Here is a 24,198-nt window from a genome sequence, read left to right on the forward strand (position 1 = left end):
AAAATTGCTGCAATCGATAAAACGTGCATTGCAGCAAAGAAATGTGAGACATCCGGTTTCGGCTATTGCTGCGGGCCAAACCAGCGCGCTCAGTCGGAGGTATCGGACGCTCTTGATCGATGCGGCTCTCAGGTGGGGCGGCAATAGATCGGATTGCTGATCGCGCGCCGGATGATCCGGCTGGTGAGGTCATCTTCGGAAAGCTGCCACGGCAGGTTCTTGCCCGCATGCGCGTCACGGAACGCATCGACGATTGCGTTGCGGCTCTCCACCGCCACGATCTCCGTGCGCAGGAAACGCTCGGGCGCGCCCGAATAGCGGCCGGTCCAGTCGTCTGTCTCGATCGTCTGTTCACTGACAACGCCGGAGGCGTCGAGCCACAGGAGCCTGTCGCCCCTGGCGCCACGAACCAAGGTTTCCCCCGTCACCGGGCCGGTGATCGTCGATCCCATGGGGTGGCCGTTTGCGGTCAGTTCCAGATGCGGCCCGGTCGGGCTTTCCGTCACGTAGCCGCGGCCGGATTTCATCGCGGCGAGCACGGCGTCCTCTGAGAGTTCATCGAGCCACAGCACCGTCGTCGGACGTGCAAGCACCAGCGGTCCCTCGGGCATCAGTCGCGCCGGCTGGTGAAAGTCGCTGCCGCCGATCGCCGAGATCTCGAGGCCGGAAGCCAGCCGCTGCTGGTAGCGCTCCAGCGACACCCAGTTCCACGCCAGCCAGTGGGACTGCCAGACTTCCATGCAGTCGATCTTCGGCAGGTCGTAATCCCAGGGGATGGTCGGCTTGTCGTGGTTGATCGACAGCAGTCCGCCGCGCGCGTGCACAAGGCGTTCGAGCATGTGGGCGTGCTCGGGTTTCGTCATGCGGAAATCGATCCAGTCGTCGACGCCGAAGACGTTGGCGTGCCCGACGGCCGTGGTGATTTCCATCGCGCGGACGAAGACCAGATCGGCGGATGAATGCGGATGGAAATAGCGCCGCTGGGTGACGGTGTTGTGGTCGGCAACCGCGAGGAAGTCGAGCCCTGCCTGCCGCGCGGCGGCGTGCAACAGCTCAGGCGAGCCGGCCGCATCCGAGTGGAACGTGTGGCAGTGCAGGTCGCCTCGGTACCAGCCGGCGCCCTTGCGCACCGGAAACTGGCGAACCGGCTGCGGCGTGATCACGCGCGGGCCGCGGTCGAACGCGACGGTCACCAGCACGTCGGCGCCGTCCGCGGGGATCTTGTAGAGGCCGAGCATGATGCGCCATCGTCCGGATGCAATCTCGCCATGGATATAGCCGGGCGTGGCGTCGTCGGTGGCGATGAAGAACCGGTCACGGGCGCCGCCGCTCCAGCCGCGAAAGCCCTGTTCGGTCGGGTAGTCGGTGGCGCGCGGGTCGAGCGCACCGAGGTCGATGATTGCCTGCTCGGATTTTGGATAGCGGAGCGTCACGTCGATCCGCGTGACCCCCTCGGGCACATCGAATGGCACGTAGAAATAGGGATCGGCGGCCTGATGCGCGCGGGTGATCCGCAGGGCGATTTCCAGCATGTCGGTCTCAGCGCTCGTCGGCGGCTGGAATGCGCGCGCCGCTGTCGTCGAAGAGGGTGATGTGTCTGGCGTCGAAGGCAAGCTGTACGGTGGTCCCGACCTTGATCTCGTCGTCGGTGAAGATGCGCGCCGTGACCCGGCCATTGTCGGCGCGCTCGAGCGTGACGAGGCTTTCCGGCCCCATGTTCTCGTTGGCGAAGAGTTCGCCGGAAAGGACGTTCTCGTCGCCCTGGCCTGCGATGCGCAGGTGCTCCGGGCGCACACCAAGCGTCATCCTGCCTGACTTCGCCGCCCTGGCGATCGCGTCGGTGGGCGCGATCGGCGCCAGCTGCAGGCCGTCGGCCCGCAGATGCAGCGCTCCCTCTCCAATCGCGGCTTCAACGGGGACAAGGTTCATCGGCGGATTGCCGACGAAGTTGGCGACGAAGGTGGTCGCCGGCCGGCGGTAAATTTCGATCGGCGGGGCGAACTGCACGATCCGGCCCTTGTCCATCACGGCGATGCGGGTCGCAAGCGCCATGGCTTCGGCCTGGTCGTGGGTGACGTATACGGCGGTCATGCCCATGTCGCGCTGCAGATGGTTGAGGAAGCCGCGGGCTTCGAGGCGCAGCTTGGCGTCGAGGTTCGAAAGCGGTTCGTCGAACAGGTAGACCTCGCTCGGATAGACCAGCGCGCGCGCCAGCGACGTGCGCTGCTGCTGGCCGCCGGAAATCTGGCTCGGCAACCGCTTCAGGAGATCGCCGATCTTCAGGACATCCGCCACTTCCTTGGCGCGGGCGTGACGTTTGGTCTCCTGTTCGCCGCGCACTTTCAAGGGATAGGCGATGTTGTCGGCGATGTTCATGTGCGGGTAGAGCGCATAGTCCTGGAAGACCATCGAAATCCCGCGATCCTTCGGATGCAGGTAGGTGACGTCGCGGCCGCCGATCATCACCCGGCCGGAGCTTGGCGTTTCAAGGCCGGCAATCATGCGCAGACTGGTTGTCTTGCCGCAGCCCGACGGCCCGAGCAGGCAGATGAACTCGCCATCGGCGATCTGAAAGCTGATGTCGGGCACCGCGACGAAGGCGCCGAAGCTCTTGGAGATGTTCTGGAATTCGACAGAGGCCATGACAGGATTTCCGATTACGACTTGATGCCACCGAAGAACCGGAAACCGAATTTCCAATTCACGAAGAGATAAAGGGCGATGACGGGCAGCGAATAGATCAGCGAATAGGCAGCCAGCAGCGTGACGATCGGCGTGCCCGCTTCCGAGTAGAAGGAGTAGATCGCGACGGATGCCGGCATCAGCTTGTCGCTGCGCAACAGGATGAAGGGGATGAGGAAGCTGCCCCAGATGTTGACGAAGGCCCAGACGACGACCACGACGATGCCTGGCCTGATGACCGGCAGCGCGACATCGAAGAAGGCTTGAAGCGGCGAGGCGCCGGCGACCATGGCGCTTTCCTCGTAGGACCGTGGAATGGCGTCGATGAAATCCCTGAGAATGAACATCGCGGTCGGCAGCAGCCCGCCGGCAAAGACGAGGATGACGGCGAGATGCGTGTCGATCAGGCCTGCCGCCGAGATGATCAGGAAGATCGGCACCATGGCCGCCGAGCCCGAAACGACGGATGAGAACAGCAGCAGGATGTAGGTGACGGCGCCCTTGCCTGGAATGGGCGAGCGCGAGAGCGCATAGGCCGCAAGCGTTGCCGCTCCGCCGACCAGCACCACGCCGCCGGCCGCCTGGATCAGACTGTTGAGCAAGGCCTGCATGGCGAAGGTGTTCTGGAAGACGGTCGCGAAGTTGGACAATGTGAAGGGCGAGGGGATCGCAAGCCCGAGCTCGGCGCGGGCGTTGAAGGGTGCGAAAACGAACCAGACGAGCGGCAGCGCAAAGACCGTGCCGAGGAAGGTGGCGGCGGCCGAGAAGATCGTGCGCCGAACGAAGATGTTGGGAGCCTTTCGCATCATTCCGCCTCCACCGGCTTCTTGTGGGCAAGGCGGAGATAGACGAGCGCGAATGCCAGGTTGATCAGCATGATGACGACGCCGACGGCGGCACCCTTTCCGAACTCGAAGTCCTTGAAAGCGACCCGGTAGGTGTAGATCGACAGGATCTCGGTGCGATAGGACGGCCCGCCATGGGTGAGCAGGAACGGCGTGAAGACGTTGAAGGTCCACATGGTGATGAGAATGAGATCGGTCACCACATGGCCGCGGATCAAGGGCAGCGCGATGTCGCGCAGTTTCTGCCAGGAGGTGGCGCCGGCAACGTCGGCCGCCTGGAAATAGCTCGGCGGGATCGACTGGAAGGCCGAGTTGAACAGCATCATCGAGAAGGCCGCACCCCGCCAGGTGTTGAAGAACACGATCACCCAGAAGGGCTGCTGCAAAAGCCAGTCGCCGGGTGGCAGGCCGAGGCCGCGCAGGATCATGTTGAGCGTGCCGTTGTCGTAATCGAGGAAGGCGAACCAGGCAAAGCCGATCACCACTTCCGGCAGGATCCAGGCGGCGATGACGGCCGTCTGCAGGAAGGATTTGAGCGTCGGCGTCACCGACTGGCTGAGCCAGGCAAGCAGCAGTCCCAAAAGCGCCTGACCGATCAAGGCCGAGAGCAGCACGAACTGGATCGTCAGTATCAGCGAGAAGCCGAACTGGCCGCGGGTGAAGAAGGTCGCCGGATTGAAGAGCGCGACGTAGTTCTGCAGCCCGACAAAGTCCGGATCGACGGCCGTCCGCCCGAGCAGCGTCCGGTTGGTGAAGGAAACGAAGATCACCCAGAAGAAAGGGATGATGACGAACACCCCGACGAGGGCCGAGGCCGGTGCCAGGAAGAGCGCGCCGGCGCGCGTCGAAAGCAGAGAGAATGTCTTCATGCTGATGTCATGGCCCTTATCCTGGATCGGGCACCCGGCAGGCAAACCTGCCGGGTGATCTGGTCGCGGGGTCGGCTGCAGGATGGCGGCGCTTTCGCGGCCGCATCCCGCCGCTTTCCTTAGAGCGTGCTGACGGTGTTTTCCTCGCCGACGATGGCGATGACGGCTGCCTTGTACTGGGCCATCGCATCCTCGGGCGAGAGTTCGCCGGAGACGACGCTTTCGGTCATGCGCTGGATCTCGGTCGAGACCTTGTTGTAGTTGGCGTCGTTCGGACGCGCCGTGGTGATCGGCAGCAGCGTCGTCGCCGTTTCCGTCAGGAACGGCGAGTTCGGGATCGCCACGTCGTCGCGGATGCGGATCGCCGGCTGGATTTCCTGGAACGCGTCGAGCTGTTCCTTGCTGTTCATGAACGAGAGCAGCGCCCAGGATTCGGCAGGCGCGTCCGTATGCGGATTGATGACGAAGCCGGTGCCGCCGGACATCGTGACGAAGTCCTGGCCGCGCAGGCCCTTGCCCGGTGCCGTGGCGGGCATCTTCTTCCAGGTCATGGTGTTGTCGCGATCGGCGACGGCGAATTCGGCGCCCGGTGCGGTCACAGAGCGGTAGAACCAGTCGCCTTCCACCAGCATCGCGGTCTTGCCGTCGCGGAAGTTGGCGAAGGTGCGGTTGCGGCCGTCGGCCAGAAGCTGGGCGCGCTGGTCGCCGAGTTTGTCGTCGACATAGATGGTCTTGTAGAGCTTCAGCGTGTCGAGGATGCCCTGGCTCGAGACGATATATTTGCCGCTGTCGTCGGTGACCTGCTCGCCGGTTCCGAGCAGCGCCATCCAGTAGCCCTGCATGGTCGTCGCCTCGCCCATGGAGACGCCGGCGTTCAGCTGCAGCGGGAAACTGTCAGGTGCTGCCGCCTTGATCTTGCGGGCGGCATCGAGCAGTTCCTCCCAGGATTTCGGCTGCCAGTTGTCGGCATCGAGCCCGGCCGCCTTGAACAGGTCCTTGCGCACGAAGATCATCCGGGCATCCGTGCCGAGCGCAATGCCGTAAGGCTTGCCCTGGTAGCTCATCAGCGCCTTGGTGCCGTCGGAAATATGCTGCCAGCCATCCCACTTGGCAGCGTCGGGGCCGGCTACCTCCTCGAGCGACTTCAGGAGATTGCCCTGCACGAAGCTCGGGATCAGGAAGCCGTCAAAGCCCGAGACGTCCGGGCCGGCGCCGGTCGAAAAGTCGAGCGCGAGTTGCTGCGTCAGTTGCTCGTCCTCGCCGCCGAACTGGGTGAGCTTGACGGTGACGTCCTTGCCTTCGGCCTTCATTTTCTCGGTGAAGGCCGGAATGACCTTGTTCTCGATCCATTCGGCCATGCCGCTGTTCACGCCGCCGATGACGCAGCGGCAGGTGATGTTGAGTTCGGTGGCGCTCACGGGTGCTGCAATGGCAATGGCCGCTGCGGCGCCGAGCAATAGGGAATGAAACCTGGTGCGCATGTTTTCTCCTCCCGGTGGTCCTTTTGAAGACCCGATGTCTGGTGCGACGGTCCGGCCCTCCTCCAGGTCCGGCGTCTCGACGGATCAAGAATGAACACGCTTTCATTTTTGTCAACACGATCCAAGCGTTCTTTTTGCAATATTTGCTGGAACGCTTATTCCGCTTGACGAAATCCCCGCATTGCCCTCATCTGTGAATGAACACGTTTTCATTTTGTGACGGATAGATGAACGATCGCGCCGACAAGAAGACTGCAAGAGCCACCGCGGACCAGGTGGCGCGCGAGGCCAATGTCTCCCGCGTGGCGGTGTCCCGCGCCTTCAATCCGAACGCGTCGTTGAAGCCGGAAAAGCGGGATCGCATTCTCCAGGTGGCGCGCGCGCTGAACTATACGCCCGACATGGCCGCGCGCTCGCTGGTGACAGGCCGCTCGCATCTCGTCGGCATGATCGTGCCAGATGTCTGCAGCCCCTGGGAGAGCCAGGAGATCGATGCGCTGACCACGGCGTTGCAGGCGGAAGGCTTCGCGACGCTGCTTTTCAAGGCCAAGGCCGATTTCAGCATGGACCCACGGCTGCTCACCTACATGCGCGGCTTCAACCCGGATTCGGTGATCGCCTTTACCGAGAACATCCTGCCGGATGTGCTGTGCAGCTTTCTCGATCGCGCCGTGCCGATCTACGTCATCTACGACGACGTCAAGCAGTTCGCAGGTGCTGCCTCCGGCACGCTTTACGACCGGCTGCTCGTCCGGCAGAAGAACGGCATCGAGCAGGCGGTGGCGCTGCTGCAGGGCTATGGCGCGCGCCGGATCGCCTATCTCGGCGGCAAGGCGCAATCGCTTGCCAATGCCGAGCGCGAACGCACGCTCAGGGAGACGCTTAATGAGCGCGGCATGGACCCGCCGGTCGTGCTTGCCGGCGACTACACCTATGACACCGCCTACCAGGCGACGCTCGATCTCTTCCGGATCGGCGAAGGGGCCGACGCGATCTTTGCGGCCAACGACGTCGGCGCCTTTGGCGCGATCGATGCGCTGCGCCACGAACTTGGCCTGTCCGTGCCTGACGACGTCAAGGTCGTCGGCTTTGACGACATCCCGCAGGCGCACTGGAAGAGCTACAACCTCACCACCGTGCGCATCGACCTCGAGGAGCGCGTGCGCGCGCTCGTGCGCCTGATCCTGATGCGGCTTCGCGCACCCGATGCCGCGCCGCTTACCGAAACACTCAATACCCGCTTGATCGTGCGGGGCACCGTCGGCTGAAGGTAGTGACCATGACCGAAAAGCGCATCCACGTCGTCTTCAAGACCCATCTCGATATCGGCTTCACCGATCACGCCGAGAAGATACGGCAGCAATATCACGAGCGCTTCATTCCGCAGGCGATCGACACCGGTGCGCACTTCTACAACGAGAACCCGGAAGAACCGCTGTTCGTCTGGACGACTGGCGCTTGGTTGATCTGGGACCACCTGAATTCACGCTCGAAGGAAGAGGTTGCCCGGCTCGAGCAGGCGATCGAGCGGGGCCTGATCCGCTGGCATGCGCTGCCATTCACCACCCATACGGAACTGATGTCGCCCGACCTCTTCAAGGCGGGGCTTTCCTATGCGCAGGAACTCGATCGCCGCTTCGGCCTGAAGACGATGGCCGCCAAGATGACCGACGTGCCCGGCCATACGCTCGGCATGGTGCCCTTGCTTGCCGAAGCCGGCATTCGCTTCCTGCACATCGGCGTCAACTCGGCCTCGCCGCCGCCGGAAATCCCTGACGTTTTCCGTTGGCGGGCGCCCGGCGGCGAAGAAATCGTCGTCATGTATCAGCGCTCCTACGGCGAGACCTACTTTCCGGAGGGCCTGTCGGACGGGCTGAGCTTCGCCCATACCAGCGACAATATCGGCCCGCAGAGCGTGTCGCAGACGGCGGAAGCCTATCGCGAGATCCTGAAGCATGAGCCGGGCGCGACCGTCCGTGCCGCGACGCTCGAGGATTACGGCGCGCTGATGTGGCACGCGCGCGAACGTTTCCCCGTCGTGGAGAAGGAACTCGGCGACAGCTGGATCCACGGCAGCGGCAGCGACCCGGAAAAGATCGCCCGCTATCTCGCACTGCAGCGGCTTTACGACGGCTTCGCCGAAGAGCGGTTGACGGCAAGCCGGCAGGCGTTCGGACGCAAGCTGGCGCTGGTGGCCGAACACACCTGCGGCGTCGACATCAAATCGTTCCTGCGCGACGAAAGGGCCTGGGCGCGGCCCGCTTTCAAGACCGCGCGCGAAACGGACCAGCGCTTCCAGTACACCGAGGCCTCTTGGGCCGAGCAGCGCGCCTATCTCGACCAGGCCCTGTCCGAGCTCGACGGTGAGGATGCCGTGCGCGCGGCAACGGCGCTGGTCGAGCTTGCCGCGCCGCCGCGTCCCGAGCCCGTGAATTCTGCCGGTCGGCTGCAGGTGGGCGGCTGGATCATCGACCTTGATCCGGCAACAGGCGATGTGATCGCCTTGACCGCGCCGGACGGCCGGACCGTGCGAGGTGCCAACGGCTCGCTGATCGCCTACCGCTACGAAAGCTATGATGCCGGCGACGTGCGGCGTCACATGGACACCTACCTGACGCAATGGATGGACTGGGCTGTGCTTGATCACGACAAGCCCGGTCTTGCCAATGTCGCCGAGGCCCGCTCCCAGACCTATGCTCCGAGGCTTCTCGGAACGACGGCGACATCCATCGTCGCAGAAATGCCGACCGAGGCTGTGGAGCAATTGGGTGCACCGGCCGAAATCGCCATCGACTTTTCCGCCGGCAAGGAAGGCCTCGACATCCGGCTGACGCTCTACGGTAAAAACGCCAACCGCATGCCGGAAGCAAGCTTCCTGTCATTCACGCCGGAGGGTCGGTCCGAGTGGAGCGTGCGCAAGATGGGACTTTGGCACCAGACAGACAATTTCGTTGCCGCCGGCGGCGCCCAGCTCCAGGCGGTCACCGCCGTGCGCGGGCAAACGGAGGATGGCGCAGAACTGACGGTCGCAAACCTCGACACGCCGCTCGTTGCACCGCAGTCATGGCCGTTCATGGCGTTCTGCAAGGATCTGCCCGACTATTCGCAAGGGGTCCGCTTCAACATCCACAACAACAAATGGGGCACGAACTTCCCGATGTGGTGGGGCGGCGACTTCAGCACGCGCTTCAGGCTCGGTCTCGGCGGCCGATGACCAGGGCTCTCAAGCCCCGGAACTGAACGCTATGTCCGGCGCGGCGGCAGACCCGCCTTGTTTCGCTTCCGCTTCGCGGGGCAGATACCAGACATCGACGGGCAGCCTGCGACCGGGCAGCGAGACGTCGTTCTGTGCCTGCCAGTTGGCGGATGGAACGGAAGCGCCGAGGCGCGCCATCAGCGCGGCCGACACCACCAGCGGCGCGTCCAGTGTCTTGGACAGGCTTTCCAGCCGCTGGGCGACGTTGACGGCATCGCCGATGACGGTGAACTCGCTGTGGCAACCGCTGTCGAGCACACCGCCGACCACCTTGCCGTAATGCAGGCCGATGCCGGCGTCGAGCGCCGGATGGCCATTCCGCGCATTGTGGTTCTTCCAGTCGTTGAGGGCATCGACGAGGTCAAGGGCGCAGGCCATCGCCCGGTCGGCGTCGTCGTCCATCGGACGTGGCTGGCCGAACACAGCCATCACGCCGTCGCCGATAAACTTGTCGACCGTGCCGCCGTGCTCGAAGATCGTCTGCGAGACCAGCTGACGATACTCGGCCAGAACGAAGGCGAGTTCGGGGGCGGGCGCGGTCTCGGAAAACCGGGTGAAATCCCGCAGGTCCACGAACATGATCGCCGCATCGCGACGTTCAAGGCCGAGCACGTCGCCCTTTTCCTGCAGGGCCGAGACCACCAGCGGTGAAAAGAACCGGGAGAGGTTCTGGCGTCGTTGATCGGCCTTCAGCGCCTCCTTGCGGGTGCGATCGTGATCGCGCGCAAGAAGATAGATGGCAAAGGCGGTGAAACCGAAGCTGACGGTGAGCCCGAGGTCCTGGTTGAAGAACGACCCGATCAGCGACCACGTTCCGGCAGCCTGGTGCCGCGCGGCGGTTGTCGCGAGCATGGCGACCCAGGCGGTCAGCACAATGCCTGAGAAGATCAGCACCAGCCGCCGCTCGAGTTTCAGTCCGACATGGACGAGCAGGATGAAGGCGACGACGAGGCTTGTGGTCGTCAGATTGTGGTTTTCGGTGACCGGCCCGGCGAGAATGTGCGCCGAAAGCAAAAGCGCGACCAGGAGTGCGTCGAGTACGACGAAGAAGGTCTTCAGCCAGGATCGCCCGGGAAGAAAGCGCGCCGTCGCCACCGAGGCGACACTGATGGCGAGATAGCTGGCGACGACGATCCAGTGCATCTGCTCGGCGCCTTCGTTGCCGCCAAGCAGGAGGTTTGCAAGCAGGATCGAAAAGGCGACGAAACGCAGTACGATCGACCGCATCTCGCGGGCGAAATCCCATTGGGGGTGCAGTGAAGACGTCATGCGTGTCGGCCCTGAGATCTGAAACATCCTGACCCTGACCACCATGACCTTGCTATCGACTGTCTGCGTTGTTGACAGTCGATTCGCGTCTATTCTGTGGCGCTTACGCTTGCGTCTCGCGCGTTGGGCACTCCGGGTTCTAGGGGTTACAACGCTGGTAAGGTCAAGGGGTACGCGTGCCGCCGGCCTCTGCGCGGCAAGGGCGAGGGCGGTACGGTCAGGCGTTATGCGTTGAGTTCGGCGCCTTCCACTGCGCGCGTCGAATCTTCACGCCGTGTCGCCAGCCAGAAGATCAGCGCAACGAGGCTGATCGATGCGCCCATCATACAGACGCCATTCCAGCCCGCATGGGCGTAGGCAATTGTCGAAAACGAGGATCCGGCGGCACTGCCGATCGAGTAGAACAGCATATAGGCGGCGGTCAGCCGGTTCTGCGCCTCGGGGCGGACACGGTAGATTATCGCCTGGTTGGCGACGTGCACGGCCTGAAGCCCGAAGTCGAGGATCAGCACGCCGACGACAAGCCACAGGATCGAGTGCTGCAAGGCGGCAATGGGCAACCATGCGAGCAGCATGAGCACGAGCGCAACGCCCGTCGTCGCCTGGCCAAAGCCGCGGTCGGTCCATTGGCCAGCGCGCGACGCGGCCAGCGCCCCGGCGACGCCGGCAAGGCCGAAGAGGCCGACCTGGCTGTGCGAAAGGGAGAACGGCGGCGCGCTGAGCGGCAGGACGAGCGGCGTCAGCAGCGTCGTGATATCGGCAAAGATCAGCAAGGCGAGCACGCCGCGGACGCGCAGCACCGGCACGTCGAGGATCAGCTTGAACGTGGAAGCGACGAGACGGACATATCCGAGCCTTTCCGTTGTCCTGGCCTGCCGGGGCAGAAGCCTGAAAAGCAGGGCGGCGATCAGGAGCGTGAGCAGGCTCGAAAGGAGATAGACCGATCGCCACCCCCAGAGATCGGTGAGGAAGCCGGCGACGGCCCGCGCGGACAGGATGCCGATGACGATGCCGCTGGTGACGAAGCCGACCACCCGCCCGCGCTCGTTCGGGTGCGACAGGCTGGCCGCATAGGCAACGAAGGCCTGCGTCAGGACGGCGAGCAGTCCGACGGCGGCGATCGAAGCCATCAGGACAGCCGCACTGTTTGAGAACGACACCAAGCCAAGTGCGGCCGCGGAAAGCAGCGACTGGACGAGAATGACGCGACGGCGGTCGAAGAGGTCGCCGAGCGGCACGAGGAGGATCAGGCCGAGCGCATAGCCGATCTGCGTCGCCCCGACGATCAGGCCGGCGCCGGTCCGCGAGAGGCCGAGGTCATCTGCCATGACGTCGAGCAGGGGGTGGGCGAAATAGGCATTGGCGACGGCAAGGCCGGCGGCAAGGGCAAACAGCGTCAGCATCGGGCGCGTCAGCGCGTGGCCGGTGACCTCAGGACGCACGTCATCGTTTGCGGGGCCGCCCGGCGCCGCAGAACCTCTTCCATCCATGGACTTCTTCCTTAGTTTGGTTTTATAATGAAACTAATTTGAAGATTGCCGATTTGGTTTCGTTATGCAACCAAAATTTCGGCTATGAAAAGGAACGCCTGCATGGTGGCGCGCACACGGCTGAAAGGCGACTATTGCCCGAGTGCCCGGTCTCTGGACGCGATCGGGGACTGGTGGTCGCTGCTGATCGTGCGCGACGCGTTCGACGGCGTCTGCCGTTTCAGCGACTTCCAGAAGAGCCTCGGCATCGCCAAGAACATCCTGACGGACCGCCTGAAGACGCTCGTGGAGCGCGGCATCTTCGAAACGGTTCCGGTCGGCGAGGGCAAGGTGCGTGTCGAGTACCAGCTGACGGCGATGGGCCGCGACCTGTTTCCGGTCATGGTCGCGCTGCGCCAATTCGGCGAGCGGCATCTCTTCACGCCGGACGAACAGCATTCCCAACTGGTAGAAAAGCAAACGGGTCTGCCCGTGCGGCTCGACATCCGTACGCAGGACGGCCGGCCGATCGATGCAGCGGAAACGGTTATTCTCAAGGTGGCCGAGGACTGACCTCGCGCGGTCTTAAAGGCCTGCCAGTCCACGCGGATGATCTTCACCACGCCTCAGTGGTCTTGCGCCGTGGGATGACCTGACGATCGGCGAAATCGGCTCCAGATTGCGCGGAACGCGTGGCGTACCAGCATCGATCGTGGTGGCACCCTGTGGAACTTCCTCTTTGCCCCCGGCACCTACGTAGAATGACGTATGTGCAGTGCAGCAAGACTGCCCGATGATCCCTCGAAGCAGCGGCCAAAAGCACGAAGCCGCACTGCTTCAAGAACGAGAGGGGTTCAATCAGATGACTATCAGGGCAAGCATCACCGGCGCATTCCTCGCAGCCGTCCTTTCGACGACGGCATTCAACGGCGCTTTTGCCGCCGACGACACGATCAAGGTCGGCATCCTGCACTCGCTCTCCGGCACCATGGCGATCTCCGAGACGACGCTCAAGGATGCCATGCTGATGCTGATCGACGAGCAGAACAAGAAGGGCGGCCTGCTCGGCAAGAAGCTCGAAGCCGTCGTCGTCGATCCGGCGTCCGACTGGCCGCTCTTTGCCGAAAAGGCCCGCGAGTTGATCTCGGTCGACAAGGTTTCGGCCGTTTTCGGCTGCTGGACGTCGGTCTCGCGCAAGTCGGTGCTGCCGGTGTTCGAGGAGCTGAATTCGATCCTGTTCTATCCCGTCCAGTACGAGGGTGAGGAAAGCCAGCGCAATGTCTTCTACACCGGTGCTGCCCCGAACCAGCAGGCGATCCCGGCCGTCGACTACCTGATGGAGAACGAAAGTGTCGAGCGCTGGGTGCTGGCCGGCACCGACTATGTCTACCCGCGCACGACCAACAAGATCCTCGAAGCCTATCTCATTTCCAAGGGCGTGAAGCCCGAGGACATCATGATCAACTACACGCCGTTCGGTCATTCGGACTGGCAGACGATCGTTTCCGACATCAAGAAGTTCGGCTCGGCCGGCAAGAAGACGGCTGTCGTGTCGACCATCAACGGCGACGCCAACGTCCCCTTCTACAAGGAGCTGGCCAACCAGGGCGTCAAGGCCGAGGATATTCCGGTCGTTGCCTTCTCGGTCGGCGAAGAGGAACTCGCCGGTCTCGATACCACGCCGCTCGTCGGGCACCTGGCCGCCTGGAACTACTTCCAGTCCGTCGACACCCCGGCCAACGCCGAGTTCATCAAGACGTGGAAGGCCTATACCAAGAACGACAAGCGCGTGACCAACGACCCGATGGAGGCGCACTACATCGGCTTCAACATGTGGCTGAAGGCGGTCGAAAAGGCGGGCACCACCGATACGGACAAGGTTCTTGACGCGATGATCGGCGTCTCCGTGCCCAACCTTTCGGGCGGCTACTCGACGATGATGCCGAACCACCACATCACCAAGCCGGTGCTGATCGGCGAAATCCAGGGTGACGGCCAGTTCGAGACCGTCTGGGAAACCCCCGGCCTCGTCGTCGGCGACGAATGGTCCGACTACCTGCCGGACTCCCAGGACCTGATCTCCGATTGGCGCGCGCCGATGTCGTGCGGCAACTTCAACGTCGCCACCGGCAAGTGCGGCGGCAAGGGCTCCTGATTTCAGCACCTAATCTTAAACCGGGCGGGCTCCCCGCCCGGCCAGTGCTTGCATGACGATACCCTAGGCAAGCATGCCCTTCGTTCGGCGGCGCGCACGAGCGAAGGGCACCTGCTTGGGGCCATGACGGGTTTTCCATGCGCGACATGGCAGCACCCGAACGAGGGGCCAATGTACCGAACACTGCAAATCCTGTTTGTTGCCCTCTGCCTGTTGATATCGGGCCATGTGGTCGGGCTCCGTGCGGCGGAAGACCTCGCAGCGCTGGTCGATCAACTCGGCGCCGCGAAGCTCTCCGAGATGGATGATCGCATCGCGGCGCTCGCAAAGACCGGCGATCCGAAGGTCATTCCGGTTCTTGAGGCACTCGGCGAGGGCGAACTCTATCAGCGCAAGTCCGATGGCAAGGTATTTCTCGTCAAATCGGGCGGGGCCGACCTTGAGCTGGTCGACCCTGTGACCGGGGCGGATGCGGGCGCGGCGCCGAAGGCGGCACTGCAGAAGATCAAGGTCAACAACGCGGTGCGCCGCGCGGTGCGAAGCGCGCTTGGCGGCCTGACGCTCTTCAGCGACGACGCCGGGGCCCGCCTGAAGGCGGCGCAATCGATGCTGCAGGCGCCGAATGCCGATGCGCTCGACGCGATCGAGACGGCGCTTGCTTCCGAAAGAGATACGACCGTGCGCCAGGTGCTGGACGAGGCGCGCGCCGTGACGCTTCTTCTGTCCGATCGATCGGACGACGAGAAGCGCCGGGCAATCACTCTTCTGGCCGAGGGCAGCGGGCGCACCGGGCTCGCGGTTCTGACGTCGACGCTGGCGAGCGCCGATGCCTCCCTCAAGGCCGACATCGAGGCGGCGATCGACCGGATCGAACAGCGGGAGGCGTTCTGGAACGCCGGCCAGAACGTCTGGTACGGCATGTCGCTCGGCTCCGTCCTGCTCTTGGCGGCGATCGGGCTTGCGATCACCTTCGGCGTCATGGGCATCATCAACATGGCCCATGGCGAGATGGTCATGCTTGGTGCCTACACCACGTTCCTCGTGCAGGAGGTCATAAGGAGCTCCTATCCCGGCCTGTTCGACTGGTCGCTGGCGATTGCCCTGCCGCTTGCCTTTCTCGTCACCGGCTTCGTCGGCCTTGTGATCGAGCGCGGCGTTATCCGTTTCCTTTACGGCCGTCCCTTGGAAACGCTGCTTGCCACCTGGGGCATCTCGCTGATCCTGCAACAGGCGGTGCGCTCGATCTTCGGGCCGACCAACCGCGAGGTCGGCAACCCGTCGTGGATGTCCGGCGCCTTCGAGTTTGGCGGTCTGACGATCACCTGGAACCGGCTGTGGATCATCGTCTTTGCTCTGGCGGTGTTTGCTGCGCTGCTTTTCCTGCTCAAGAAGACGTCGATGGGCCTTCGCATGCGGGCCGTGACCCAGAACCGGCGCATGGCGTCGTCCATGGGCATTCGCACCCCCTGGGTCGATGCACTGACGTTTGCCCTCGGCTCCGGCATTGCCGGCATAGCCGGCGTGGCGCTGTCGCAGATCGACAACGTTTCCCCCAATCTCGGGCAGGGCTACATCATCGACAGCTTCATGGTCGTGGTCTTCGGAGGCGTCGGCAACCTCTGGGGCACGCTCGTTGGCGCCTTTTCGCTCGGCATCCTCAACAAGTTCCTCGAGCCCTATGCCGGCGCGGTGCTCGGCAAGATCCTGGTCCTGGTGCTGATCATCCTCTTCATCCAGAAGAAACCGCGCGGCCTCTTCGCGCTCAAGGGAAGGGCGGTGGACGCATGATCCTCTCGTTTCTGATGAAGTCGCTGGACCGCAGCATCGTCCTTGTCGTGGCCATCCTCCTTGGACTGGCCGTGCTCGTGCCGGCGCTCAATCTCCTGACATCGCCTGACCATCCGCTGCACGTGCCGACCTATCTGGTGTCGCTGTTCGGCAAATACCTGACCTATGCGCTGCTTGCGCTTGCGCTCGATCTCGTCTGGGGTTTCTGCGGCATCCTTTCGCTCGGGCACGCGGCCTTCTTCGCGCTCGGCGGCTACGCGATGGGCATGTACCTGATGCGCCAGATCGGGGCGCGGGGCTCCTATGGCAATCCGCTGCTGCCGGATTTCATGGTATTCCTCAACTGGAAGGAGCTGCCCTGGTTCTGGCAAGGCTTCGACATGTTCTGGTTTGCGGCCCTGATGGTGGTGCTGGTGCCCGGCCTGCTCGCCCTTGTTTTCGGCTGGTTCGCCTTCCGCTCGCGCGTCAACGGCGTCTACCTCTCGATCATCACCCAGGCGATGACCTATGCGCTGCTGCTCGCCTTCTTCCGCAACGACATGGGCTTCGGCGGCAACAACGGGCTTACGGATTTCAAGGACATCCTCGGCTTCAACATCCAGGCGGACGGAACGCGGGCCAGCCTCTTTGCCGCTTCAGCGCTGATCCTGGCGCTCTGCCTGATCCTGACGTCCGCGATCGTCCGGTCCAAATACGGCAAGGTCCTGGTTGCGGTTCGCGACGCCGAAAGCCGCACGCGCTTCCTCGGCTACCGCGTCGAGCACATCAAGCTCTTCGCTTTCACCGTCTCGGCGATGATGGCGGGCATTGCCGGTGCGCTCTACGTGCCGCAGGTCGGCATCATCAATCCTGGCGAGTTCGAGCCCGGAAATTCGATCGAGGTGGTGATCTGGACCGCGGTCGGCGGCCGCGGCACGCTGATCGGCCCGATCGTCGGCGCCATCCTCGTCAATGGCGGCAAGAGCATCTTCACCGCCGCCTTCCCCGAATTCTGGCTGTTTGCGCTTGGCGGCCTCTTCGTGCTCGTCACCCTGTTCCTGCCGAAGGGGGTTGTCGGGACAGTCGGCGCCTATTTCTCTCGCCGCCGCGCCGGGCGAAAGGCGCGGGCTGACGAAGCCTCGGACAATCTGGCCGCTGAACCCATGGCCGCGGAGTAACGACATGAACCAGGCAATTGGCCAGAGCAAACCGACAAGCCTGCTCTATCTCGATGGCGTCTCCGTCTCCTTCGATGGCTTCAAGGCGCTGAACGCGCTCTCCTTCGTCATCGAACCAGGGGAACTGAGGGCGATCATCGGTCCGAACGGCGCCGGCAAGACGACGATGATGGACATCATCACCGGGAAAACGCGTCCGGACGAAGGACAGGTCTTCTTCAAGGGCGAGATCGACCTGACGAAAAAGGACGAGGCGGAAATCGCTTCGCTCGGCATCGGCCGCAAGTTCCAAAAGCCGACGGTGTTTGAAAGCCATACGGTCTGGGACAATCTCGAACTGGCACTCAACCGCAGGCGCGGCGTGTTTTCGACGCTCTTCTACCGGCTGACCGTCGAGGACAAGGCGCGCATCGAGGAGATCCTTTCGACAATCCGCATGTCGTCGCGCAGCAGCGATCTTGCCGCCAATCTATCGCATGGCCAGAAGCAATGGCTGGAGATCGGCATGCTGCTTGCGCAAGAGCCGGAACTGCTGCTCGTCGACGAGCCCGTGGCGGGCATGACCGATGCGGAAACCGCCGAGACGGCCGTTCTGCTCAAGGAAATCGCCAAAACCCGTTCCGTCGTCGTCGTCGAACACGACATGGGCTTCATCCGCGAGCTCGGCGTCAAGGTCACCTGCCTTGCCGAAGGTTCGGTGCTGGCCGAAGGCTCGATCGACTTCGTCAGCAGCGACCCGAACGTGATCGAGAACTATCTTGGCCGGTGATGGTCGAAGCCGTAAATCTCTGAGGAGGAGCCGCCATGCTCAGCGTCGAAAACGTCAATCTTCACTACGGTGCCGCGCAGGCGCTGCGCAACGTGTCGATCACGGCCGAGATGGGCAAGATCACCTGCGTGCTCGGACGCAACGGCGTCGGCAAATCGAGCCTGCTCAGGGCGATCACCGGCCAGCATCCGGTCAGCGCCGGCGCGATCGGCTTCAACGGCGTCGCACTCGCCGGCATGGCGCCCTATCGTCGGGCAAAAGAAGGTATCGGCTACGTGCCGCAAGGACGTGAGATCTTCCCGCTGCTGACGGTCAGGGAAAATCTCGAGACCGGCTATGCGCCGGTGAAGCGCGGAGACCGCTCGATACCCGAGGACGTCTTCAATCTGTTTCCGGTCCTGCGCTCGATGCTCGGGCGCCGCGGCGGCGACCTCTCCGGCGGCCAGCAGCAGCAACTGGCGATCGGCCGGGCGCTGGTGACACGTCCGAGGATCCTGGTGCTCGACGAGCCGACCGAGGGCATCCAGCCTTCGATCATCAAGGATATCGGCCGGGCAATCCGCTACCTCCGGGATTCGACCGGCATGGCGATCCTGCTCGTCGAGCAATATCTCGATTTCTGCCGCGAGCTGGCAGACCACGTCTACATCCTCGACCGGGGCGCTGTGGTGCACGAAGGCGCGCCGGAAACGCTGGATACGGCCGAGGCCCGCCGGCATCTCACCGTATAGGCGCTGGTGCCGGGCCGCGGATCGTTACCGAAGCTTCGACAATCGCTTGTGTTTGCTCGAAGGTGAGGTCGTTCTCGAAGGCCAAGTCGTTGCGGGCGTCGGGCAAAAAAACGCTCCATGGCCGGAGAAAATCGCCCCGTGCCATAAAAGCGCCTACTAAAATCACTAAATCTATACAGTAACTGACGTAATTTGTTGAGAATGTCGCAGTTTGGGTGTAGGACATCCTAAGCGAAAGAGTGCGGCCGTCACAACCCGTTACCTCCGGTGAATGCCGCAGGAAGCGGAATTGTGGCGGCCTTCCTTGTTCAGGAAAGCGAAGTGAGATGTTGACCAAAAAAGGAAAATACGGGCTCAAGGCCCTTGTCGACCTGGCTCAACTGGAGCCCGGGGAGACCGCCTTCATCACCGAGATCGCCACGCGGAACAATATTCCGAAGAAGTTCCTGGATGCGATCCTGCTCGAATTGCGCAATGCCGGCATCCTGCGCTCGAAGAAGGGACCGGGCGGCGGCTACTCGCTGTCGCGGCCGGCCTCCGACATCCGCATCGGACAGGTGATCCGCACGCTCGACGGTCCGCTGGCGCCGATCCGCTGCGCCAGCCGTACGGCGTTCGAGGCCTGTGACGACTGCGCCGATCCGGTCAACTGTCATGTGCGCAAGTCGATGAGCGACGTGCGCGATGCCATCGCATCGATCCTCGACAACATGACGCTGGCGCAATTTGCCGCCAACGACAACGCGTCGGAAATCGTCGCGCTGCGCGACGTGGAAGCCGGCTGATTTTTCAGGCAACACCGGGGGCGAGGCTCATAAACGCCTGATGATGGCAGCGGCGGCCGGCGGCGCGATGACCTCCAGCAGCCGCAACAATCGCGCCTTTCCGACGTGAATACGGGTCTTGCCGGGCTCGATGGCTGCAAGGATCGCGGTGGCCGCCTCGCTCGCGCCGATCTTGCCGCTGCCCCGGCCTGACGTCATGGGGGTGTCGACGAGCGGCAGGACGATATCGACCACCCTGACTGAGCTCGCCCCACACCGGAGGGCCAACGCGTCCGAGAACATGCGCAGCCCGGCCTTCGTGGCGCTGTAGACCGCGGAGGTTGTCTTCGGGTAGCGCGCGAGCGCCGTGCCGACATTGACGATGACGAACGGGCGCCCGACCCTCTTCGGAAGCAACAGGCGCGACAAGAGCATCGGTGCCAGGAGGTTGGTCTCGACTTCGGACGCGATCTCGTCGATGCCATAGCCCGGGTCGTCGAACCGGACATTATGCTGGATTGCCGCGTTGTTGATAAGGCCGTCTGTCACGTCGTCGTCCGCGAGTTCAGACGCCCATGCGATAAGCGCGGCTCGGTCGCGCAGGTCGAGCGCAAAGGTTTCGATCCGCCGGTCTCTGAGCGCCAGATCCTCTAGCCGCTCCCTGTCGCGACCAACCGCGATGACATCGTATCCCGCAGACGCCAGTTGCAGTGCGATTTCCCGGCCTATCCCGGAACTTGCCCCGGTGACGACATAGCGTGCCATATGATCTATTCCCATTGGTTGCGACTTGAGCGTGCAACGGGAGGACGGCGATGGCATTAACCGAGGTTAAGAGCGGAGCGGCAATTTCGCTGTTCGAGCGCATCGCCGGACATTCGCTTGCGCAGGCAGATCGTCTTGTAGACGCGGTCCAGATCCGCAGCGTGAAACCCGGAGAAACGGTTTTCCATCAGGACGAGCCGCATCCGTTCATCTATGTCATCGACCGAGGCCTGGTGAAATTGACCTATCTTGGCGCCGAAGGGGACGAATGGATCAAATCCTTCGCCGTCGAGGGGCGGCTTTTCGCAAGCCTCTCGGCCCTTGTGCCGGCGGGACGTGCGACCTTCTCGGCGGTGGCGATCGAGAGCAGTCGCCTCGAAAGGATCCCGTTCGCAACGCTCGAAGCACTGGCGGACACCGATCTTGGCTGGTCGCGGATGATCCGCAGTGCGCTGATGATGCTTGCCGAGCGTAAGGAACGCCGCGAGCGCCAGTTCCTGACGCTTGCGCCCGAGGAACGCTACCGGGCGCTGCTTGTCGAGGAGCCGGACGTGGTCGCCCGCGTGCCGCAGAAGGACCTCGCGAGCTATCTCGGCATCACGCCGGTCGGTCTCAGCCGCATCGCCAGCCGCGTTCGAGCCCAGGGCCGGGGCCAGGCTTAACCCGGGTTAATGCGCGCTGCCGGACAACGCGCGATACCAGCCGCCGTTCAGATAACGGAGGCACATCTTGACCGGACAACAGACGACATCCGATTTCATGCTTTTCCTGCGATCCTGGGCGACGCGACCGCTGGAGGTCGCAGCGATTGCACCGTCGAGCACGCGTCTTGCCAGGGCCATGACCACCGAGATCGGCCGTTCCTCCGGCCATGTGCTGGAGCTTGGTCCGGGAACCGGCGCCTTCACGCGTGCTCTGCTGAGAAACGGCGTAACCGAGAACGACCTGATCCTGGTGGAGCGCAATCCGGTCTTCGCCGCGCTCCTGCGCAGGCGCTATCCCGGCGCGACAATGATCGAGGGCGACGCGCAGCACCTGAACCTGCCGGTGGCAGGGTCGGTCGGGGCGGCGATCAGCGGTCTGCCCTTGCTCTCGATGCCCAAGCAGACGGTGCGGGACATTCTTTCGGCTGTCTTCCAACACCTGGCGGACGGCGCCAGCCTGTTCCAGTTCACCTATGGACCGCGATGCCCGATCCCGCCGCAACTGCTTATCGAACTCGACCTGGAAGCGTCGTTCCAGCGCTGGGTGCCGCTCAACTTGCCGCCCGCCAGCGTCTATCGTATCGGCCGGCGGCCAGCGAAACCTGAGATTTCAGGCACTTTGGCATAGACGCCACTGCCCACGCTGTGTCGGGACGCGGGGGTAGGACTTTCTCGTGCGTCCCGACAACGCGCAAATCGTTTGCTGTTATTATCCATAGAATAAGTGCACTATTTTGCTTCAATCCATGGAGAGCGGCGGATGAGCAACGTGCATTTCCTCAGGGAACCGACACCGGCGAACCACGAACATAACGAAAGGCGGCGGGACCTGTTTGCCCGCGCCGAAACGCTGTCGCAGGATCTCGCGCGGCGCGGCGCCGAACTCGACCGGCTCGGGGCGCCGCCGCGCGAACAGATCGAGGCGCTGCGCCAGGCAGGCCTGCTGTCGGCGCTGCATGCGCCTGAAGTCGGCGGTGGCGGCTTGAGCTGGGTCGACGGCCTGCGGCTGGTCCGCATCATCGCGCGGGGCGAAAGTTCGATCGGACAGTTGCTCGGCTATCACTATGTCAACAGCCAGTATGTCTATTGGGCCGCCGCCGATCAGAAGCAGGCCTGGGTGCTCGGCGCTGAAACGGTCGAACGCCAGCTCTACTGGGGGGCGGCGGTCAACCCGCGTGATCCCGGGCTCACGCTGGAGCGGCGCGGTGGCCATTATGTGTTGAACGGCCGCAAGACCTTTTCCACCGGGGCGCACGTCTCCGACCGTATCAACGTCAATGCCGCGATCGACGACAAGATCGCCAACTTCGTCGTGCCGACCGACAGGCCGGGCTACATCGCGAATGACGACTGGAACAATATCGGTCAGCGCCTGTCCGACAGCGGCAGCGTCGAGTTCAGGGACTTCCCGGTCTACGAGCGCGATTTCATCCTGCCGCTCGCTGATCCCGCCGATCCGCCGGCGGTAGAGGCGACGTTCAATACGCCGCTGATCCAGCTCGTCTTCGTCAATTTTTATCTGGGCACGGCCGAAGGCGCCCTGGCGTCTGCGCTCGACTACGTGCGCACGACCACGCGTCCATGGGTCACTTCAGGTGTCAGTAGCGCCAGCGAGGATCCCTATATCCTCGAGCGCATCGGCGATCTGCAGGCCTCGCTGAAGGCCTCGGTGGCGCTTGCCGACACGGCCGCAGCCGCCGTCGAGGCGGCCCTTGCGCAAGGTCGCTCGGTGAGTGCAGAGGCGCGGGGCGCTGCGGCCATCGAGGCCTATGCCGCGAAGGTTCACGCCACGCAGGTCTCGCTCGACGTGACGACCAGGGTCTTCGAGCTGATGGGCGCTCGCGCGACCGCCGCCAACCACGGCTTCGACCGCTACTGGCGCAATGTCCGCACCCACACACTGCACGATCCGGTCGCCTACAAGGCGCGCGAAGTGGGTGACTTCGTCCTCAACGGCCGTATTCCAGAGGTCAGTCTCTACAGCTGAGCCTGACGCCACAGGCCTGATTACAGCCGCAAAGAAAATGCCGCGGGGACGTCGCCCCCGCGGCATTTCCTTGACTTCACAATCCTAGGCGGAAATCGCGGCTTCTTGGCTGTGGTCGGAAAGATTGCGATAGCCGGCACCCGGATGGGGCGCTGCAAGCCTCGGACCTGCCCCGAAGAGCTTCTCGCGCAGCGTGCCCTGGCGATAGTCGGTCTTGTAGACGCCGCGCTTCTGCAACTCCGGTACCAGAAGCTCCACCGCATCCTCGAAGCTTTCCGGCGTCACCGCATAGGCGAGGTTGAAGCCGTCGACATCGGTGTCCTCCATCCATTCCTGCATGAGGTCGGCAACCGTCGACGGCGAACCGACGAAAACGGGACCGAAGCCGCCGATGCCGACCCAGTCGGCCATCTCGCGCACCGTCCAGACCCGATCCGGGTCGATGGTTGTGAAGGTCTCGACCGCCGACTGCACGGCGTTGGTGTGGCGGTGGCGGAGCGGTTCGTCCGGGGCGAACTGACCGAAATCGATGCCCGTCCAGCCGGAGATCAGCGCCAGCGCGCCTTCGTAGGAGACGTGGCTGCGATAGTCGTCGAACTTCCTCTTCGCCTCGGCGTCGGTTTCTCCGAGGATCACGGTTTGCAGATTGAAGGCGAGGATCTCGCGCGGGTTGCGACCGGCGCGCGCGGCCGCCTCGCGCACATTGGCGACGTAGCGCTTGAGCACTGTCTTCGATGGTGCGGCGACGAAAATGCATTCGGCATGCTGCCCTGCAAAATCCTTGCCGCGGCTCGATGAGCCCGCCTGATAGAGCACCGGGCTGCGTTGCGGCGACGGCTCGCTCAGGTGAATGCCTGGCACCGTGAAATGCCGGCCGCGATGGTTGATCGGGTGCACTTTTCCGGGATGGGTGAAGACGCCGGATGCCCGGTCGCGAACGACCGCGCCGTCGTCCCAGCTGCCCTCCCACAGCTTGTAGCAGACCTCCAGATATTCCTCGGCCAGATCATAGCGGTCGTCGTGGCGCGCCTGCTGCGCCTGGCCGACATTGAGCGCGCCGCTGTTCAAATAGGAGGTGACGATGTTCCAGCCGACGCGCCCCTTGGTGAGGTGGTCGAGCGTCGAGATCCGGCGGGCAAAGGTGTAGGGGTGTTCGAAGGAAAGCGAGGCGGTCAGTCCAAAGCCCAGGTGCTCGGTCTCATAGGCCATGGTCGGCACGAGTTGCAGGGGATCGTTGACCGGAACCTGCGCCGCGTGGCGAAGGGCCGCGTCGGCATTTTCGTTGAGGACGTCGTAAACGCCGAGCACGTCGGCGATGAACAGGCCGTCGAACCTGCCGCGCTCGAGGGTCTTGGCCAGATGCACCCAGTAGTCGAGGTCCTTGTAGCGCCAGGACTGGTCGCGCGGATGGGTCCAGAGCCCCGGGGACTGGTGGCCGACGCAATTCATGTCAAAGGCATTCAACCGGATTTCGCGGCCCATTTGGCTCTCCTTCGGGCAAGGCTCG

At 63.5% G+C, this 24,198-nt stretch carries 21 protein-coding genes; 12 read left to right on the top strand and 9 right to left on the bottom strand.

The genetic code is table 11. The features are described 5' to 3' along the window. Nucleotides 1-128: 128 nt before the first annotated feature. The 5 genes from VGO12_RS07965 to VGO12_RS07985 form a co-directional block, all read right to left on the bottom strand. On the bottom strand, nt 129-1,532 hold the full coding sequence (locus tag VGO12_RS07965; protein WP_327512187.1) for a CehA/McbA family metallohydrolase: 1,404 nt from the start codon (nt 1,530-1,532) through the stop codon (nt 129-131). A 7-nt stretch (nt 1,533-1,539) separates the two neighbouring features. After that, nucleotides 1,540-2,643, bottom strand: coding sequence for an ABC transporter ATP-binding protein (locus VGO12_RS07970; RefSeq protein WP_327512188.1), 1,104 nt, complete (start codon nt 2,641-2,643; stop codon nt 1,540-1,542). A gap of 14 nt (nt 2,644-2,657) precedes the next feature. Next, nucleotides 2,658-3,488 carry a carbohydrate ABC transporter permease gene (locus VGO12_RS07975; RefSeq protein WP_327512222.1) on the bottom strand — a complete coding sequence of 277 codons (831 nt, stop codon included), beginning with the start codon at nt 3,486-3,488 and terminating at the stop codon, nt 2,658-2,660. Further along, on the bottom strand, nt 3,488-4,396 hold the full coding sequence (locus VGO12_RS07980) for a sugar ABC transporter permease (protein WP_327512189.1): 909 nt from the start codon (nt 4,394-4,396) through the stop codon (nt 3,488-3,490). Before VGO12_RS07980 ends, VGO12_RS07975 begins: the two co-directional genes overlap by 1 nt. Before the next feature lie 119 nt (nt 4,397-4,515). Next, nucleotides 4,516-5,877: an extracellular solute-binding protein gene (locus VGO12_RS07985; protein WP_327512190.1), complete on the bottom strand. Its 1,362-nt coding sequence runs from the start codon at nt 5,875-5,877 to the stop codon at nt 4,516-4,518. A 227-nt stretch (nt 5,878-6,104) separates the two neighbouring features. Here VGO12_RS07985 and VGO12_RS07990 point away from each other — a divergent pair, with 227 nt between their 5' ends. Together VGO12_RS07990 and VGO12_RS07995 are read left to right on the top strand one after the other, a co-directional pair. Beyond that, nucleotides 6,105-7,145 carry a LacI family DNA-binding transcriptional regulator gene (locus VGO12_RS07990; protein ID WP_327512191.1) on the top strand — a complete coding sequence of 347 codons (1,041 nt, stop codon included), beginning with the start codon at nt 6,105-6,107 and terminating at the stop codon, nt 7,143-7,145. An 11-nt stretch (nt 7,146-7,156) separates the two neighbouring features. Beyond that, nucleotides 7,157-9,091 (top strand): DUF5054 domain-containing protein, encoded by a 1,935-nt coding sequence (locus tag VGO12_RS07995; protein ID WP_327512192.1) that lies wholly within the window; start codon nt 7,157-7,159, stop codon nt 9,089-9,091. Nucleotides 9,092-9,100: 9 nt separating this feature from the next. Here the strand turns inward: VGO12_RS07995 and VGO12_RS08000 are convergent, their stop codons facing one another. Beyond that, nucleotides 9,101-10,402: an adenylate/guanylate cyclase domain-containing protein gene (locus VGO12_RS08000; RefSeq protein ID WP_327512193.1), complete on the bottom strand. Its 1,302-nt coding sequence runs from the start codon at nt 10,400-10,402 to the stop codon at nt 9,101-9,103. Between the two features lie 224 nt (nt 10,403-10,626). Beyond that, nucleotides 10,627-11,892, bottom strand: a complete 1,266-nt coding sequence (locus VGO12_RS08005; RefSeq protein ID WP_327512194.1) for an MFS transporter — start codon at nt 11,890-11,892, stop codon at nt 10,627-10,629. 102 nt (nt 11,893-11,994) lie between these two features. Here VGO12_RS08005 and VGO12_RS08010 point away from each other — a divergent pair, with 102 nt between their 5' ends. From VGO12_RS08010 to VGO12_RS08040, 7 genes are all read left to right on the top strand, one after another. Beyond that, a complete protein-coding gene (locus tag VGO12_RS08010; protein ID WP_327512195.1) occupies nt 11,995-12,444 on the top strand; it encodes a helix-turn-helix domain-containing protein in 450 nt (149 codons plus the stop codon). 289 nt (nt 12,445-12,733) lie between these two features. Further along, entirely contained in the window at nt 12,734-14,026 is a 1,293-nt protein-coding gene (gene urtA, locus VGO12_RS08015; protein WP_327512196.1) for an urea ABC transporter substrate-binding protein, read from the top strand. A 171-nt stretch (nt 14,027-14,197) separates the two neighbouring features. Then, nucleotides 14,198-15,814 carry an urea ABC transporter permease subunit UrtB gene (gene urtB, locus VGO12_RS08020; RefSeq protein WP_327512197.1) on the top strand — a complete coding sequence of 539 codons (1,617 nt, stop codon included), beginning with the start codon at nt 14,198-14,200 and terminating at the stop codon, nt 15,812-15,814. Then, complete coding sequence (gene urtC, locus VGO12_RS08025; protein WP_327512198.1) at nt 15,811-16,971, top strand: urea ABC transporter permease subunit UrtC; 1,161 nt, start codon at nt 15,811-15,813, stop codon at nt 16,969-16,971. Before urtB ends, urtC begins: the two co-directional genes overlap by 4 nt. Before the next feature lie 4 nt (nt 16,972-16,975). Then, nucleotides 16,976-17,740, top strand: a complete 765-nt coding sequence (urtD, locus tag VGO12_RS08030; RefSeq protein ID WP_327512199.1) for an urea ABC transporter ATP-binding protein UrtD — start codon at nt 16,976-16,978, stop codon at nt 17,738-17,740. 35 nt (nt 17,741-17,775) lie between these two features. After that, on the top strand, nt 17,776-18,471 hold the full coding sequence (urtE, locus tag VGO12_RS08035; protein WP_327512200.1) for an urea ABC transporter ATP-binding subunit UrtE: 696 nt from the start codon (nt 17,776-17,778) through the stop codon (nt 18,469-18,471). 326 nt (nt 18,472-18,797) lie between these two features. Continuing rightward, nucleotides 18,798-19,256, top strand: a complete 459-nt coding sequence (locus tag VGO12_RS08040) for an Rrf2 family transcriptional regulator (RefSeq protein ID WP_327512201.1) — start codon at nt 18,798-18,800, stop codon at nt 19,254-19,256. Nucleotides 19,257-19,283: 27 nt separating this feature from the next. On the opposite strand, the gene VGO12_RS08045 is transcribed toward VGO12_RS08040, so the two are convergent. Further along, nucleotides 19,284-20,000, bottom strand: coding sequence for an SDR family NAD(P)-dependent oxidoreductase (locus VGO12_RS08045; protein ID WP_327512202.1), 717 nt, complete (start codon nt 19,998-20,000; stop codon nt 19,284-19,286). Nucleotides 20,001-20,050: 50 nt separating this feature from the next. Here VGO12_RS08045 and VGO12_RS08050 point away from each other — a divergent pair, with 50 nt between their 5' ends. The 3 genes from VGO12_RS08050 to VGO12_RS08060 all read left to right on the top strand — a co-directional run bounded on the left by VGO12_RS08050 (nt 20,051) and on the right by VGO12_RS08060 (nt 22,691). Further along, entirely contained in the window at nt 20,051-20,662 is a 612-nt protein-coding gene (locus VGO12_RS08050) for a Crp/Fnr family transcriptional regulator (protein ID WP_327512203.1), read from the top strand. Between the two features lie 67 nt (nt 20,663-20,729). After that, entirely contained in the window at nt 20,730-21,332 is a 603-nt protein-coding gene (locus VGO12_RS08055) for a class I SAM-dependent methyltransferase (RefSeq protein ID WP_327512204.1), read from the top strand. Nucleotides 21,333-21,464: 132 nt separating this feature from the next. Then, nucleotides 21,465-22,691, top strand: coding sequence for an acyl-CoA dehydrogenase family protein (locus VGO12_RS08060; protein ID WP_327512205.1), 1,227 nt, complete (start codon nt 21,465-21,467; stop codon nt 22,689-22,691). Between the two features lie 84 nt (nt 22,692-22,775). Here VGO12_RS08060 and VGO12_RS08065 read toward each other — a convergent pair whose 3' ends face one another. Then, nucleotides 22,776-24,173, bottom strand: a complete 1,398-nt coding sequence (locus VGO12_RS08065) for an LLM class flavin-dependent oxidoreductase (RefSeq protein WP_327512207.1) — start codon at nt 24,171-24,173, stop codon at nt 22,776-22,778. Between the last annotated feature and the right edge of the window lie 25 nt (nt 24,174-24,198).

Origin of the sequence: Ensifer sp. (genome assembly GCF_035999135.1) — a bacterium.
GTDB lineage: Bacteria > Pseudomonadota > Alphaproteobacteria > Rhizobiales > Rhizobiaceae > Ensifer.

Excerpts from the sequence above, each read along its gene's own strand:
- VGO12_RS07965 (WP_327512187.1), bottom strand. The coding sequence starts at position 1,532 with ATGCTGGAAATCGCCCTGCGGATCACCCGCGCGCATCAGGCCGCCGAT.
- VGO12_RS07970 (WP_327512188.1), bottom strand. The coding sequence starts at position 2,643 with ATGGCCTCTGTCGAATTCCAGAACATCTCCAAGAGCTTCGGCGCCTTC.
- VGO12_RS07975 (WP_327512222.1), bottom strand. The coding sequence starts at position 3,488 with ATGCGAAAGGCTCCCAACATCTTCGTTCGGCGCACGATCTTCTCGGCC.
- VGO12_RS07980 (WP_327512189.1), bottom strand. The coding sequence starts at position 4,396 with ATGAAGACATTCTCTCTGCTTTCGACGCGCGCCGGCGCGCTCTTCCTG.
- VGO12_RS07985 (WP_327512190.1), bottom strand. The coding sequence starts at position 5,877 with ATGCGCACCAGGTTTCATTCCCTATTGCTCGGCGCCGCAGCGGCCATT.
- VGO12_RS07990 (WP_327512191.1), top strand. The coding sequence starts at position 6,105 with ATGAACGATCGCGCCGACAAGAAGACTGCAAGAGCCACCGCGGACCAG.
- VGO12_RS07995 (WP_327512192.1), top strand. The coding sequence starts at position 7,157 with ATGACCGAAAAGCGCATCCACGTCGTCTTCAAGACCCATCTCGATATC.
- VGO12_RS08000 (WP_327512193.1), bottom strand. The coding sequence starts at position 10,402 with ATGACGTCTTCACTGCACCCCCAATGGGATTTCGCCCGCGAGATGCGG.
- VGO12_RS08005 (WP_327512194.1), bottom strand. The coding sequence starts at position 11,892 with ATGGATGGAAGAGGTTCTGCGGCGCCGGGCGGCCCCGCAAACGATGAC.
- VGO12_RS08010 (WP_327512195.1), top strand. The coding sequence starts at position 11,995 with ATGGTGGCGCGCACACGGCTGAAAGGCGACTATTGCCCGAGTGCCCGG.
- urtA (WP_327512196.1), top strand. The coding sequence starts at position 12,734 with ATGACTATCAGGGCAAGCATCACCGGCGCATTCCTCGCAGCCGTCCTT.
- urtB (WP_327512197.1), top strand. The coding sequence starts at position 14,198 with ATGTACCGAACACTGCAAATCCTGTTTGTTGCCCTCTGCCTGTTGATA.
- urtC (WP_327512198.1), top strand. The coding sequence starts at position 15,811 with ATGATCCTCTCGTTTCTGATGAAGTCGCTGGACCGCAGCATCGTCCTT.
- urtD (WP_327512199.1), top strand. The coding sequence starts at position 16,976 with ATGAACCAGGCAATTGGCCAGAGCAAACCGACAAGCCTGCTCTATCTC.
- urtE (WP_327512200.1), top strand. The coding sequence starts at position 17,776 with ATGCTCAGCGTCGAAAACGTCAATCTTCACTACGGTGCCGCGCAGGCG.
- VGO12_RS08040 (WP_327512201.1), top strand. The coding sequence starts at position 18,798 with ATGTTGACCAAAAAAGGAAAATACGGGCTCAAGGCCCTTGTCGACCTG.
- VGO12_RS08045 (WP_327512202.1), bottom strand. The coding sequence starts at position 20,000 with ATGGCACGCTATGTCGTCACCGGGGCAAGTTCCGGGATAGGCCGGGAA.
- VGO12_RS08050 (WP_327512203.1), top strand. The coding sequence starts at position 20,051 with ATGGCATTAACCGAGGTTAAGAGCGGAGCGGCAATTTCGCTGTTCGAG.
- VGO12_RS08060 (WP_327512205.1), top strand. The coding sequence starts at position 21,465 with ATGAGCAACGTGCATTTCCTCAGGGAACCGACACCGGCGAACCACGAA.
- VGO12_RS08065 (WP_327512207.1), bottom strand. The coding sequence starts at position 24,173 with ATGGGCCGCGAAATCCGGTTGAATGCCTTTGACATGAATTGCGTCGGC.